Origin of the sequence: Paludibacterium yongneupense DSM 18731 (assembly GCF_000422925.1) — a bacterium.
Taxonomy (GTDB): Bacteria; Pseudomonadota; Gammaproteobacteria; order Burkholderiales; family Chromobacteriaceae; genus Paludibacterium; species Paludibacterium yongneupense.
In genome coordinates, this window is record NZ_AUGZ01000020.1 from 1 (window position 1) to 14,633 (window position 14,633).

The following is a 14,633-nucleotide window of genomic DNA, read 5'->3' on the forward strand; positions in this document are numbered from 1 at the left end:
CCGCCCCCGGCGTCACGGGGTCATGCCGGCGTCCGCCGGATGTAAACGGACGGCGAGCCGGCCTCCCGGCCGACGCCTGAACACCCGAAGGAGGACGGGAGGCCGGCTCGTCGTCGGGCCACGGACAACCGCCCCCCACGAACGAGACGCCGCAACCGCCCCCGGCCCCTGAACGCCCACGAACGAGACGCCACCACCGTCCACAGACCCTGAACCTCCACCAACGAGACGCCACCACCGCCCCCGGACACTAGACTCTCGCGAGCCGGACCTTGGGCCGCCCATGAGCACAAAATGCCCACGAGCGAGGCCGCTGGGCGTCAGCAGCAAGCCGTTTTACCCGCTTTATCCAGCGCAGGGTATCGGAGGCGCGGAGATTCCGTTACGATTCCCTCCTTAACAAATTAACAGTGCCGCGGGATGCTGCGGCCAGCGGAAAATCGAGGCACAAAGATGCGTAGTTTGCGGCAGTACACTATTTCCGAGATGGTCAAGCTCGAGCCATTTAGCGATGCCTATAAACAATTCCGCAACGACCTGCTATTGAATTTATACCTGGGGCGCAAGGCAGAAGGGCAAGCAGAATTCCTGGTCGATTGCCGCCCGCTGCGCGGAAAGAATATCGCCGCCGTTGTGGCTTTCGAACAACCGTGGGCGCTGGACTGGCTGTTGACCATGAGCCGCAAGCACCTGACCGACTGCACGGTACTGGCATTCGACAACTCGCGTGCGCCCAAACGCGCCGAAATCGCCGAGGTCTGCCGCCGCCATGGCGCACACTATCTGGCGCTGCCATCGAATCGGACACGGCATGTAAACCGCTCGCATGGCATGGCCATGACCTGGATCTACCGCAACATCATCCAGGCCATCGAACCGGAGAACTTCGCCTACTTCGACCACGACATGATTCCGATGGAGCCCTTGAGCCTTAACCAGCGGCTGGGAGAACAGGATTGCTTCGGCCTGCTGAACGAAAGTGAATGGGGCTGGCAGTTGTGGGCCGGCTACTGCATGTTCCGCTTCGACCGCGTCGGGCACCTGCCCCTGAACTTCCTGTATGACTTCTCGTTCGGACTCGACACCGGCGGGCGTAACTGGAAGTACATCTACCGCCAGCTCGACCGCACCGTGCAGCGTTTTGCCGACAGCATAAACCGCCCGCTGCGGCCCACGACACAGGATGCGCCGCGCACGGTGCAGGTGGTCGATGACAGCTGGGTTCACATCGGCAGCATCAGCTACAACAATAATTTCGAAAGCAAGCAAGCATTCTTCGCAACGCTCGCCGCCGCGTGCGAAAACGGAGTCAGCTGGCAGCAGATCCGGCAGGGCTGATCGTTTTATCGATCGCGCAGGGCCCGTCCGCTTGTGAGTCGTCCCATACCGCGATGCCATTGCGATGCAGCCACTCGGCCGTCACGCCGCGCCCGGGAACCATCCCTCCGGTAAAGCGGCCGTCATGGATACGTGTGTTGCCACAAGAGGGGCTGCCGCTTTTGAGCAGGGCGCCACAGGCGTCGGCAGCCTTGGCCAGCTGCAGTGCCGCCTCGGCTCCCGCGAGAAACGCTGCGCTCATCTCGGTTCCGTCATTGCCGAAGACCTGCGCCACACGCTCCCACACCGCAGCCCCGTCCCCGCCGACGATCTCGGCTGGCGGTCGCGGTACGGGCAGGCCACCAGCGCATTCGGGGCAGACCGCTTGCAGGGTATAGTGCGCGTTGAGCGCGGCCAGTCGCGCGGCGGGCAAGATCTGTCCCTTGCCATCGTAGCGAACCTTTTGGCCGAGCAGACAGGCACTGATTAAAAGAACGGGCTTTTCCGCCATGACAAAACACCTCTGATGCCGTAGTCTTGTGCGGAATCTTGACGTATCTTTGGTCACTGTTAAAGGGGCGAGCGTGATAACGGCGCATAATGATACGAGAGCCGCCGAAATGCCGGTTGCCCCCTCAAGAGGGTCCGCCGTCGCTTGTTTGCCATAAACATCTTCATGCGACGATGGATAAGGCGTTAAAATCAATAGTTTGCCAGTGTAGCGATTAGCCATAGATGAAGCCCCATCCTCGCAATGCCCGTATCAAGGGTTCCGCCCTTTTGCCTAACCGCTTCATTTTCGGGGATGCACTCGATGCAGCCGGACTGGAGCCGTGCGAATACCTGGTGCATACCGAAGCGCCGGCATTCGTGTGCCGACTGGTTGGTAACGACGATACCGAATTCGACGAGCGCGATCAGGAAGCGTTCGCCAGTGCCGTGCTGTTCGATGAAGAGAGCGGGGTCACTGTCTACGTTTGCAATCCGGGTTTCCGGCTTTTCGATTTTACCTTTCAGGGCGAGGTGCCGACTGCATCGCGCCTGCAGGCTGTCTGCGACGAGGCCATGAATGTCTATATGACCCTGCAGCAGATCTATGCCGAGCGCGACGCCGGGTTCAAGTTGCGTGAAATGCGCGTCGGCCCGGACAAGCCTTTGCCGCCCGCAGAACGAATCGATGCGATCAAGGTGTTGACCAGCGCGGCGCGCGACGCGTCCGCCAATCCGATGAGCCAGCTTCGGCTGATGGCTGCCGTGCAACAGGCGATGGGGGCCGGAGACCGTGCGATTTTTACCGAGGCGCAATTAGCGCTGAGCAACGAGCGTGAGGCGCGCAACGTCCTGCTCAATTGCGCGCGCGACAGCATCGCTTTCCCCGAGCTGGTACGTCCGGATGGTTCCATTCTGTCTTTCGAGCTATGGGCCTTGCCCTTTGCCTTTTCGCGTACACAAGGCGGAGTATGGTGGCATTTTCCCCAGCTCGAACGCATCGAACCCCTGCTTGCGGATGCACTCGAGTTGCCGGAAAAAGCCATTCTGTGGGTCTCCCCTACCTTGTTCACCGTCGAAATGCTCAATGAGCATGCCTGCCAGGACCTGATACACCTGGCCTCGGTGATGGATGCGGGCTGCGATTATGCCCCCTTCGACCCCGATGCGGCGCGCGCGACGTATGAGGCGTCGAGCCGGGCGCACGATCCGCAGCTGGTATTGTGCTGGATTCCCTTTCTGGTCGAACGCTCGACGCTGCCGCTTGCCCAGGCGCGGCGTCTCGCGCGTCCTGCGCTCGATGCGGTGATGCCCGAGATGATGGAAGCGATCGGCAGCGACATGCCCTACGGAGAAGCCGAGCTGTTTGCACCTCTTCCGTGGTGGGAGGCACTCGAAACCGCCGTGCATGGGTGGAACCGCAAGCGTCTGGGCCTGACCGTGGCGTTGGTCGCCAGTCAGGAAGGCGGTCTCGACGACCTTGAAGCGATCGCCGAATATGCTCCGGATCAGCACGGCTACCTGGTTTCGCTCAAGGTGCGTGGCAGAGAGGCGATCAGTGCGCGCACTGTCTGGCTGATGGTGCCGGATTTGGCGCCGGATCGCGATTGCGCGTGGCAGGATCTGGCTGATTGCTTGCGCGAGGCCGGGATTCCTCTGTCGGAGCGTTTGGCCCGTTTGCACTGATCAACTGATTCGCATGGTCTCCTACTGGTTGTTGATGACTTTGGGGTAACATGATGGTGTGCTTCCGCCCTGTCCGCCGATCATGAATCTCAAGCCACACCCTTTTTTCTCCTCGTTGAGAATGCGGCTGGCGCTGGTTGTCATGCTGTTTGGTCTGATGCTGTTCACGGCCTTCGCGCTATTTGCTTACTCGCAAGCGCGGCGCAACGTTCAAAACGGGCAGGAGCGCAACCTCTCGGCATTGGCGACACGCGTCGCCGCCGACCTCGATTCCCGCATCACCCTGCATCAGTCGGTGCTGGCCAATGCTGCGCTGACCATGCCCGCGCCTGGCAAGGCAGATCCGATGCTGGAAGAACGCTTGCGCCTGCTGCGGCCGGTGTTTGATGGTATCGCTCTCTATGGCCCCGATGCGGTGGAGCGTGCCGCGTCGGCCAATGTCCCGCTCGGCCTCTCCCTGTACGGCAAGCACTGCCTTCTCGATCCTTCCGCCCACCGCCGTGCCCGCGTGCTGACATTTCCTGGCACCGCGGTTTTCTGTGCCCCCATGCTCGGCCTCGACGGTGCCTATCGCGGGATGCTGGCTGCTACCATCGATCTTGATTCGCCCTCCATGCGGCACGGCCTGGAAAGTGTGCGCATGATAGGGCACGGTGTATCCATCCTTGTCTATGCCAGCGATTCAAGGCGCCAGGCGCTGCGCTTTGGCGACGATACGCCACCCTTGTCGGCGCTGACCTACGATAAGATCATGCGCCATCCGGCGACCGGTGGAAGCGGCGGGGTCGATGGCGACGAAGGCGCGCTGCGCGTGGTCTACACGCCACTGGAAAGCATCAATTGGGTCGTGGCTGCGATCCAGCCGGCCGACGAGTCGGCGCATATCCTGGCCCGCATGCGCCGTAATCTGTTTCTCGCCGCATTGCTATGGGTGTGTCTGACGCCCTTGCAATGGCATTTGATCGGTTTTCTGCTGCGGCCCTTGCGCCGTTTGCGCCAGCAACTCCTCGAATTCCGTCCCGGCTTCATCCTTCATTCCGACTGCCGCGATGTCCAGTCGCTGGCCATGGCGGCCAATCAGGCGCTGCGGCGGCTTCACGACACGATAGAAAATCTCGAACAGCGGGAAAGCTATCTGCGCCGACTATGCGAAGGAACGCCCGCGGCGGTTTTCGTCGTTGACGCCGATGCAAGCATCGAGTATCTGAACCCTGCAATGCTGTCCCTGCTCGGAACGACAATTGCAAGCCATTGGCTGGGGCGACCGTGGCTGGATTTGATTTGCAGCGAGGACAGGGAAGAGCTCGAACAGCGCTGGGCGGGTCGGCAGGCAGGCGCTGTTTTTGTTGCTGCTGGCCGTTTGCAGCATGAGCATCGCTTGTACGCGCAGGTCGAGTTGAGGCTGTTGCCGTCCGGGAGCGGCTTTCTGGGATTCGCGCACGATGTTTCCGAAAGCGCAAGCATGCGACTCGCCCTGTTGGCCGAGCAGGAGCGCAGCATGGCCATCGTGGCGGCCGTCTCCGACGCGATCATTTTCACCAGCCATAAAGGCGAGATCGGGTATATGAACCGGTCGGCAGAGATTCTGCTCGGCATCGCTGCGTGTGAGACGATGGGGCGACCGTTGGCCGGGTTTGCTGCCTTTGCCATGCCGGATACGGGGTTGGCGCTATCGAATGCGCAACTCGAGGCATTGGCGGGACGCTTGGACGTCGAGCTGGATCTGGTCGGACGCAACGCGCGATTGCAGCCGGTGCTGCTGACCTTGTCGGTCCTGAGCCCGGCTCCCGGCAAGGTGGAAGGGCGGGTCTATGTGCTGCGCGACGATAGCGAGCGGCGCGAGCGCGAACGCGTTCATCGACGGGATGCCGGTCATGATCCCCTGACCCGTTTGTACAACCGGCATGGCTTCATGGCAGCGTACGCGACGGTGGCCGGCGACGGTGGCGGGCATGTCCTGGCGGTGTTGGGCATCGACAATTTCGAGAGCATGCTCGGCAGCATGGGCCAGCAGGGCGGCGACCGGATGCTGGAGAGGGTGGCGGCGGCGATTCAGTCCAGGATTCGGCGCACGGATGTTGCCGCGCGCCTGGTGGGGGGCGAATTTGCCATCCTGCTGCTGTGCTGCGAAACAGAGTGGGCACAGGCCCTGCTGGAGGATGTCCGGCGCTGCGTGCAGGCATCGGTCGCCGATGCGGAGCCGGCCATCTGGCCGCCGGTGACGGTCAGCATCGGAATGATCCGCCTGGTCGCGGATGACCACGACCCCGACGAAGCGCTGGCGCGCGCCGCTGCCCATTGTCAGCGGGCCAAGAGCAGCGGCGGCAATTGCCTGCTCGCGCCGGACGAAACCGTGGACGGACCGCCGTCCGCGACACCCTTTAGCGGTTGATACCGCCAAGGCAGAGGTATTTTATTTCCAGGTAGTCTTCAATGCCGTAGTGCGACCCTTCGCGGCCGAGCCCCGATTGCTTGACGCCGCCGAAGGGCGCCGTTTCGCTGGACAGTAGACCGGTGTTGACCGCGACCATGCCGTATTCGAGGTTCTCCGCAACGCGGAACACGCGCCCGAGGTCGCGGGCGTAAAAGTAGCTGGCGAGTCCGAATTCGGTCGCATTGGCGGCGGAAACGACTTCGGCTTCGTCGTGGAAGCGGAACACGGGAGCCAACGGCCCGAAGGTTTCTTCACGCGCCACCTTCATATCGGGCTTGGCGTCGCGAATGACGGTCGGCTCGAAAAAGCTGCCGCCCAGCGCGTGGCGGTGGCCGCCAGTGAGCAATGTGCCGCCTTTTTGCAGTGCGTCGGCAATATGCTCCTCTATCTTGCCCAAGGCGGCCTCGTCGATCAGTGGCCCCTGGTTGACGCCGTCCTCGGCGCCGTTGCCGACCTTGAGCGAGGAGACCGCGCGCGCGAGCTTTTCGACGAAAGCGTCGTAAACCGCATCCTGGACATAGAAGCGGTTGGCGCAGACGCAGGTTTGCCCGGAATTACGATATTTGCTGATCATGGCGCCTTCGACCGCCGCATCCAGATCCGCATCGTCGAAAACGATGAACGGGGCGTTGCCGCCGAGTTCCATCGAGACCTTCTTGACCGTCGGCGCACATTGGGCAATCAATTTGCGACCGACTTCGGTCGAGCCGGTAAAACTGAATTTTTTGACGATATCGGATCCGGTCAGCACCGCGCCGATTTCGGTCGCGCTGCCGGTGACAACCGAGAACACGTCGGCCGGAATGCCGGCACGGTGCGCGAGTTCGGCGATGGCCAGCGCCGACAGCGGAGTCTGGCTCGCGGGGCGCACGACCATGCAGCAGCCTGCGGCCAGTGCCGGCGCTGCCTTGCGCGTGATCATGGCGTTGGGGAAGTTCCAGGGCGTGATGGCGGCGGTGACGCCGATGGGCTGTTTCAGTACGAGCACCCGGCGGTCGGCCTGGGTGTGCGGGATGGTGTCGCCGTACACCCGCTTGGCTTCTTCGGCATACCACTCGATGTAGGCGGCACCGTAAGCGATTTCACCACGTGCTTCAGCCAGCGGCTTTCCCTGTTCTGCGGTAAGGATACGCGCGAGGTCTTCCTGGTTGGCCATCATCAGCTCGAACCATTTACGCAACACGGCGGCGCGCTCTTTGGCCGTGCGGTTTTTCCAGTCTCCAAAGGCGGCCTGCGCCGCGTCGAGCGCGCGCCGGGTTTCGTCCCGGCCCATGGCGGGCACGGTAGCGAGGCTTTCGCCGGTGGCCGGATTGGTGACCAGCAGGGTGGCGCCATCGTCGGCGGCCTGCCAGCGGCCGTCGAGATAGCAGAGCTGCTTGATGAGAGTCGGGTCGTTCAGCTTGAGCATCGGTTGTCTCCCTGGACCGACTGGCGGTCCGGTGGCGGGTTCAGGCTTGTAGCGCCAGGACCAGGATGTCCAGCGCCTCGTCGAAGATGTCGTCTTCAATGGTCAGGGGGTAGAGAAAACGGATAACGTTGCCGTAGACTCCGCAACTGAGCAGGATCAGGCCGCGCTCCAGGGCTGCGGCTTGCACCTTGCGCGTGAAGACGGGATCCGCTTCGCGGGTATCAGGATGCAGAAACTCGAGTGCCAGCATGCTTCCCTGTCCGCGGATGTCGGCGATGCGCGGCATGTCGAGCGCTGCAATCCGCGCCCGCAGTCGCTGGCCGAGGTCGAGCGAGCGCTGGCAAAGATTTTCATCGCGGATCACATCGATCACCGCCAGCGCCGCTGCCAGTGCGAGTGGATTGCCGGCGTAGGTTCCACCCAGGCCGCCTGGCCCCGGAGCGTCCATCAACTCGGCGCGTCCGATCAGAGCGGACAAGGGGAAGCCGCCGGCCAGGCTTTTGGCGCAGGCCAGCAGGTCCACGTCGACCGGGAAGTATTCGCTTGCGAACAGTTTGCCCGAACGCGCGAAGCCGGACTGGACCTCGTCGGCGATCAACAGGATGCCGTGGCGGTCGCACAGGGCGCGCAAGGCGACGACGAATTCAACCGGTGCCGGGTAGAAACCGCCCTCGCCCTGAATCGGTTCAAACAGGATGGCGGCGACGCGTTGCGGCTCGACGTCGTATTTGAACAGCTTTTCAAGTCCAGCCAGCGCATCGGCGACGCTGACGCCATGCAATGCGTTGGGGAAGGGCGCATGATAAACGTCGCCGGGGAAGGGGCCGAAGCCGACCTTGTACGGTACGACCTTGCCGGTCAGCGCCATGCCGAGCAGGGTACGGCCGTGAAAGGCGCCGCCGAAGGCGATCACTGCCGGTCGGCCGGTCGCGGCGCGGGCGACTTTGACGGCGTTCTCTACGGCTTCCGCGCCGGTGGTGAAGAAGGCCGTCTTTTTGGGGTGGCGACCGGGGGCCAGGCGGTTGAGCCGTTCCGCCGCCTCGATATACGTTTCGTATGGGACGACCTGATAGCAGCTATGGCTGAATTTTTGCAGTTGTGCGGCGACGGCGGCCTGCACCCGCGGGTGCAGGTGGCCCGTGTTGAGAACGCCGATGCCGCCGGCGAAATCGATGAAACGCCTTCCTTCGATATCCCACAGCTCGGCGTTTTTCGCCCGCTCGATGAAGAAGTCGCAGAGAACGCCCACGCCACGAGGCGTGGCGGAAGCTTTGCGTTGCTGTAGATCGTCTTGGGACATGGGCGGCTCCTCTGGCGCGGTTTGCGCTGACGGTGGCGGCATCTGGCCGGGTGAGTTTGATTCTAATTACGTGTTTAGAAAAAAGCTACACGTGGTTGAAAAAGTTAAACACGGGACGGCGGCGATCGCTCTTGCTGAATGCAATTATTGATAACAGCAGATTAATGTGTATGAGTACAATGCTGGCAGTGAAATGACACCTGCTGCTAAAGGAGAATGATGTGACGGTTTCTGCCACCGACAAGGCGTTGATTCTGACCGAGGCCCTGCCGTATATCCGCCGTTTCAACGGCAAGACCATCGTAATCAAGTACGGCGGCAACGCGATGACGGATGACAAGCTGAAAGAAGACTTCGCCAAGGACGTCGTGCTGCTCAAGCTCGTCGGCATGAACCCGGTGGTGGTGCATGGCGGCGGCCCGCAGATCAATAGCCTGCTCGAACGAGTCGGCAAGCATGGCGAGTTTATCCAGGGCATGCGCGTTACCGACGCCGAGACCATGGATGTGGTCGAAATGGTGCTGGGCGGGCTGGTAAACAAGGAAATCGTGGCTCTGATCAACAAGCACGGCGGCAAGGCGGTTGGCTTGACCGGGAAAGACGGGCAGTTGATTCGCGCGCGAAAGATGTATCTGCACTCCGAGGACGAGGATCGTATCGATATCGGGCAGGTCGGCGAGGTCGAGTCTATCGATCCGATGCTGGTGTCGCTGCTCGACCGTCAGGATTTCATTCCGGTGGTGGCGCCGATCGGCGTCGGGGCCGAGGGCGAGGCCTACAATATCAATGCCGACCTGGTGGCCGGCAAGCTGGCTGAAACGCTGCAGGCCGCCAAGCTCGTCATGATGACCAATACGCCGGGCGTGCTCGACCGGAATGGCAATCTGCTGACCGGGCTGTCCGCGCGCGAAGTCGACGCCTTGTTCGCCGATGGCACCATTCACGGCGGCATGCTGCCCAAGATCAGTTCGGCGCTCGAAGCGGCGCGCAACGGCGTCGACTCGGTGCATATCATCGATGGCCGCGTTCCGCATGCACTGCTGCTGGAAATCATGACCAGTGCGGGGGTCGGCACAATGATCCGGGCCGGCTGATACCGGACGCGCTTTCCATTGCCGCCAGCGACCGCCTATAGTGTGATAACCCATGTCGCAACCAAAAGGGGGGACAGATGCAGACAGTACGTCAGTTATTGGCAAGCAAGAGCAAGCGCGATCCGATCACCGTCGGGCCGGACGTCACGGTCTATCAGGCCCTGCAGGCTCTGGCCGAGCATGATATCGGCGCGGTTCTGGTGGTGGAAAACGATGCGGTCGTCGGGATTTTCTCGGAACGCGATTACGCCCGTCGCATCGTTTTGCAAGGGAGAACTTCCGCCAGTACGCCGGTGTGCTCCATCATGACGTCGCGCGTGTTGTATGTCGGTCCCGACAACACACTCGACGATTGCATGGCACTGATGACCGAGCAGCGGATACGCCATCTGCCGGTGCTGGAGGACGCACGGCTGATCGGTTTGCTCTCCATAGGCGATCTGGTGCGCGCGACCATCGACGAGCAGAAAGTCGTCATCGACCATCTGGTGCATTACATTCAGGGCGCCTGATCCCACGCCGGGTGCCGCCATGGTGCCCGGCGCTCTCCGCTTGCCCATGCGTCTGCCTTCCGTGTCGCGAGTCCGGCACACATGTCTCGCATGCATTTATTTTTATTTGTCATATTTCTTTACGCCCCGGTCATCCTGTTGCTAGGCTGCATTGGCAGGGTGCTCCAGTCGCGCCTTTTGCCATGAAAAACAACGCCTCTACGCCATGTCGCCGACAGTTGCGGCGCGACGTGGCCAGGCGGAAGAGGAGAGCACCGCATGACTGCCGCGTTTGACTGGAGCGATCCCCTATCGCTCGAAGGACAACTCAACGAAGACGAGCGCATGTTGCGCGATGCCGCTGCCGATTACTGTCAACGGCGCTTGCAACCGCGCGTGCTGTCGGCATTTCGCGAAGAACGCTTCGATCGCGAAATTCTGCTGGAAATGGGCGAGCTCGGCATGCTCGGCGTCACGCTCGACGGCTATGGCTGTGCCGGTTTGTCGTCGGTGGCGTATGGTCTGATCGCACGCGAGGTGGAGCGCGTCGATTCCGGTTATCGGTCGGCGATGAGCGTGCAGTCTTCGCTGGTGATGTACCCGATTCACGCCTACGGCAGCGAGGCTCAGAAAGAGCGTTGGTTGCCGCCGCTCGCACGCGGCGAAGCGGTGGGCTGCTTCGGCCTGACCGAACCGGATGCCGGATCCGACCCGGGCGGCATGAGGACGCGAGCGCGCAAGGTTGACGGCGGTTATCGCCTGTCCGGCGCCAAGACATGGATCACCAATGCCCCTGTCTCCGATGTGTGCCTGGTCTGGGCGCGCGACGATGGTGGCGAAATCCGCGGATTCCTGGTCGAACGGGGGGCCGCCGGGCTGGCCCTGCCCGCGATCGAGGGCAAAATCGGCCTGCGCGCCTCCGTCACCGGCCAGATTCTGCTCGACGACGTGTTCGTGCCTGATGACGCGCTGCTGCCGGGCGCGCGCGGGCTGAAGGGGCCGTTCTCCTGCCTGAACAAGGCACGCTACGGCATCGCCTGGGGCAGTATGGGGGCGGCCGAGTTCTGCTGGCGCGCGGCGCGGGAGTATACCTTGCAGCGCCATCAGTTCGGCCGCCCGCTGGCGGCGAACCAGCTGATCCAGCTGAAGCTGGCGGACATGCAGACCGAAATCGCGCTCGGTCTGCAAGCGGCGCTGCAGGTCGGGCGCTTGATGGATCAAGGGTGCGAGGCACCGGAGATGATCTCGCTGATCAAGCGCAATAATTGTGGCAAGGCCTTGCATATCGCGCGTCTGGCGCGCGACATGCACGGTGGCAACGGCATCAGCGACGAGTATCAGGTGATGCGGCATATGGTCAATCTGGAGGCGGTCAACACCTACGAGGGCACGCACGATGTCCATGCGTTGATCCTAGGCCGGGCGCAGACCGGGATACAGGCGTTCCATGGCGGGCAGGATTGAGCCATGAGCGGCGCGCTGGCGGGCTTGCGCGTTCTCGACCTGTCGCGGGTGCTGGCCGGTCCCTGGGCCAGCCAGTTGCTGGCCGACCTGGGCGCCGATGTGATCAAGGTCGAGCGGCCCGGTTGCGGCGACGACACGCGTCAATGGACGCCGCCTGCGCTGGCTGATGGGCGTGCCGCCTATTTTCTGGGGGCCAATCGCGGCAAGCGCTCGCTGACTGTGGATATCGCGCGGGCGGAAGGGCAGGAAATCGTGCAGCAACTGGCCCGGCGCGCCGATGTGGTGCTGGAAAACTACAAGGTCGGCGCGCTTGCGCGCTACCGGCTCGATTACCCTTCGCTGGCGCTGCTCAATCCTCGGCTGGTGTATTGTTCTATCAGCGGTTTTGGCCAGGACGGTCCCTATCGTGCCCGTCCGGGCTATGATTACATCATGCAGGGCATGTCCGGTTTGATGAGCGTGACCGGGCCGAGCGCGGGAGAGCCCCACAAGGTCGGGGTAGCCGTGGTCGATCTGGTGACGGGGCTGTATGCCGCCAATGCCATACAGGCCGCTTTGATCGCACGCCAGAGCAGCGGGCACGGACAGTATATCGATATGGCCTTGTTCGACTGTGCGCTGGCGATGCTGGCCAATATCAATATGAACTGGCTTGTCGGCGGCAGCGTGCCGCCGCGACTGGGTAACGCGCATCCGAATATCGTCCCGTATCAGGTGTTTGCCGCCGCCGACGGGCATTTCATCCTGGCCTGCGGCAACGACGGCCAGTTCGCTGCCGTCTGCCGTGTATTGGGGCGCGAAGATCTGGCGGCTGATCCACGCTATGCGTGCAATGCAGGGCGGGTTGCGCTGCGCGAGGAGCTGTGTGCGGCGCTGGGAGAGGTTTTTGTACAAGGCCGGTGCAGAGACTGGCTGGCCGCCCTGGATGCGGCCGGCGTGCCCTGCGGGCCGATAAATACTGTCGACCAGGCGCTGGGCGACGCACAGGCGCGTTATCGCGGCATGACCTTCGCCCTGCGCGACGAAACGGGTATCGACGTGCCCATGGTCGCCTGCCCGATTCGCCTGTCGGCGACGCCGATTGCCTATCGCCTCCCGCCGCCGCGACTGGGGGAACATGGAGCGGCCATTCTGGCGGAGCTGGGCTACGATGCCGAGAAGATTGAGCAACTGCGGGCTATGTGTGTGATTTAGCATTTTCAAATATCCGATCGCTTTTGACGCATGGCACCGGTTCATTGCATCATTCGCACCGACCAATGAAATGCGGAGCCAGAGGAGGCATGGTGGAACGCGAATATATGGAATACGACGTCGTGATCGTGGGAGGCGGACCGGCCGGTCTGACTGCGGCGATCCGTCTGAAACAGTTGGCGGCTAAGGCCGGCCGCGAGGTGAGCGTCTGCTTGCTGGAGAAGGGGTCCGAAATCGGCGCTCACATCCTGTCCGGCGCCATCCTCGAAACGCGCGCGCTCGACGAATTGATCCCCGACTGGCGCGAGCGCGGGGCGCCGCTGAATACACCGGCTGGTAGCGACTGCTTCCGCTTGCTGACCGAGACGGAGTCGATTCCGCTGCCGACGCCGCCGCAGATGCACAATGAAGGTAATTACATCATCAGCCTTGGCAATTTCTGCCGCTGGCTCGGGCAGCAGGCCGAGGAGCTCGGTATTGAAATCTACCCGGGGTTTGCCGCTGCCGAGGTGCTTTATCACGACGATGGCTCGGTCAAGGGAGTCGCGACCGGCGATATGGGGATAGGGCGCGACGGCGAAAAAACCGCGGCCTGGCAAGCCGGGATGGAACTGTGGGCCAAGCAGACGCTGTTTGCCGAAGGCTGCCGCGGCTCGCTGACACAGCAGGTGATAGCGCGCTTCGGACTCGATGCCGATTCCGATCCGCAGACTTACGGCCTGGGTATCAAGGAGCTGTGGGAAGTCAGTCCCGACAAGCACGAAGCCGGGCGCACCGTGCATACGGTCGGCTGGCCGCTGGATAGCGAGACGTATGGCGGCTCCTTCATGTATCACCTGGAGGACAATCTGGTGGCGGTCGGTTTCGTGATCGGGCTCGACTACAAAAATCCCTATTTGTCGCCATTCGAAGAATTTCAGCGTTTCAAGACCCACCCCTCGGTGCGGGGCGTATTCGAGGGCGGGCGGCGGGTGTCCTACGGCGCGCGCGCGCTGGCCGAAGGGGGTATCCAGTCCCTGCCGCGGCTGGTTTTCCCGGGGGGGGCGCTGATAGGCGATGGCGCCGGCTTCATGAATGTTCCCAAAATCAAGGGCACGCATACCGCGATGAAGAGCGGCATGCTGGCGGCACAGGCCGCTTTTGACGCCATCGCCGCCGACGCGGCGACCGGCAGTTCGCTGACCGCCTACCCGGCCGCTTTCCGTCAGAGCTGGGCGTATGACGAGCTGTGGAAAGTGCGCAATATCCGTCCGTCGTTCCGCTGGGGGCTGTGGCCGGCGATGATGTACGCGTCGCTGGAAACGGTGTTTTGCGGCAAATTGCCGTGGACCCTGCATCACAAGCACGGCGACCATTCGAGCCTGCGACTGGCTGAAGATTCGACTCCGATCGCGTATCCGAAGCCGGACGGCGTCCTGACTTTCGACCGTCTCTCGTCGGTCTTCGTCGCCAACGTCAGTCATAGCGAGGATCAGCCCCCGCACTTGAAGCTGAAAGACGCAACGGTGCCGGTCGCGGTCAATCTGGCGCGCTACCAGGCGCCCGAACAGCGTTATTGCCCGGCCGGCGTGTATGAAATCGTGGCCGCTGCCGACGGGGCGCCGCAACTGCAGATCAACGCCGCCAACTGCGTGCACTGCAAGACCTGTGATATCAAGGACCCCATGCAGAACATCGTATGGACGACCCCCGAGGGCGGCGGCGGCCCCAACTACCCGAATATGTGATTCGGCAGAGGGCGCGGCCGCAGTCAAGG

General features: G+C 62.5%; 11 protein-coding genes. 8 read left to right on the top strand and 3 right to left on the bottom strand.

Annotation, left to right across the window (positions count from 1 at the left end; genetic code table 11):
- Positions 1-453: 453 nt before the first annotated feature.
- A complete protein-coding gene (locus G520_RS23945; protein ID WP_051229290.1) occupies positions 454-1,338 on the top strand; it encodes a hypothetical protein in 885 nt (294 codons plus the stop codon).
- On the opposite strand, the gene G520_RS0108930 is transcribed toward G520_RS23945, so the two are convergent.
- On the bottom strand, positions 1,310-1,828 hold the full coding sequence (locus G520_RS0108930; protein WP_028535346.1) for a 2-thiouracil desulfurase family protein: 519 nt from the start codon (positions 1,826-1,828) through the stop codon (positions 1,310-1,312). The two genes, G520_RS23945 and G520_RS0108930, sit on opposite strands and share 29 nt — an antisense overlap.
- Positions 1,829-2,052: 224 nt before the next feature.
- Here G520_RS0108930 and G520_RS0108935 point away from each other — a divergent pair, with 224 nt between their 5' ends.
- The gene (locus G520_RS0108935; RefSeq protein ID WP_028535347.1) at positions 2,053-3,492 is read left to right on the top strand and encodes a hypothetical protein; all 1,440 of its coding nucleotides are present in this window, start codon (positions 2,053-2,055) and stop codon (positions 3,490-3,492) included.
- A gap of 82 nt (positions 3,493-3,574) precedes the next feature.
- The gene (locus G520_RS0108940; protein WP_084637550.1) at positions 3,575-5,884 is read left to right on the top strand and encodes a GGDEF domain-containing protein; all 2,310 of its coding nucleotides are present in this window, start codon (positions 3,575-3,577) and stop codon (positions 5,882-5,884) included.
- Here G520_RS0108940 and gabD read toward each other — a convergent pair.
- Entirely contained in the window at positions 5,874-7,334 is a 1,461-nt protein-coding gene (gene gabD / locus G520_RS0108945) for an NADP-dependent succinate-semialdehyde dehydrogenase (protein ID WP_028535349.1), read from the bottom strand. The two genes, G520_RS0108940 and gabD, sit on opposite strands and share 11 nt — an antisense overlap.
- A 40-nt stretch (positions 7,335-7,374) precedes the next feature.
- The gene (gene gabT, locus G520_RS0108950; RefSeq protein WP_028535350.1) at positions 7,375-8,634 is read right to left on the bottom strand and encodes a 4-aminobutyrate--2-oxoglutarate transaminase; all 1,260 of its coding nucleotides are present in this window, start codon (positions 8,632-8,634) and stop codon (positions 7,375-7,377) included.
- A gap of 221 nt (positions 8,635-8,855) precedes the next feature.
- On the opposite strand from gabT, the gene argB reads away from it, so the two are divergent.
- The 5 genes from argB to G520_RS0108975 all read left to right on the top strand — a co-directional run bounded on the left by argB (position 8,856) and on the right by G520_RS0108975 (position 14,604).
- On the top strand, positions 8,856-9,728 hold the full coding sequence (gene argB, locus G520_RS0108955) for an acetylglutamate kinase (protein WP_028535351.1): 873 nt from the start codon (positions 8,856-8,858) through the stop codon (positions 9,726-9,728).
- A gap of 77 nt (positions 9,729-9,805) precedes the next feature.
- A complete protein-coding gene (locus G520_RS0108960) occupies positions 9,806-10,240 on the top strand; it encodes a CBS domain-containing protein (RefSeq protein WP_028535352.1) in 435 nt (144 codons plus the stop codon).
- 258 nt (positions 10,241-10,498) lie between these two features.
- Complete coding sequence (locus G520_RS0108965) at positions 10,499-11,683, top strand: acyl-CoA dehydrogenase (RefSeq protein WP_028535353.1); 1,185 nt, start codon at positions 10,499-10,501, stop codon at positions 11,681-11,683.
- A 3-nt stretch (positions 11,684-11,686) separates the two neighbouring features.
- The gene (locus G520_RS0108970) at positions 11,687-12,877 is read left to right on the top strand and encodes a CaiB/BaiF CoA transferase family protein (protein WP_028535354.1); all 1,191 of its coding nucleotides are present in this window, start codon (positions 11,687-11,689) and stop codon (positions 12,875-12,877) included.
- A gap of 89 nt (positions 12,878-12,966) precedes the next feature.
- The gene (locus G520_RS0108975) at positions 12,967-14,604 is read left to right on the top strand and encodes an electron transfer flavoprotein-ubiquinone oxidoreductase (protein WP_246542689.1); all 1,638 of its coding nucleotides are present in this window, start codon (positions 12,967-12,969) and stop codon (positions 14,602-14,604) included.
- The last annotated feature ends 29 nt before the right edge of the window (positions 14,605-14,633 follow it).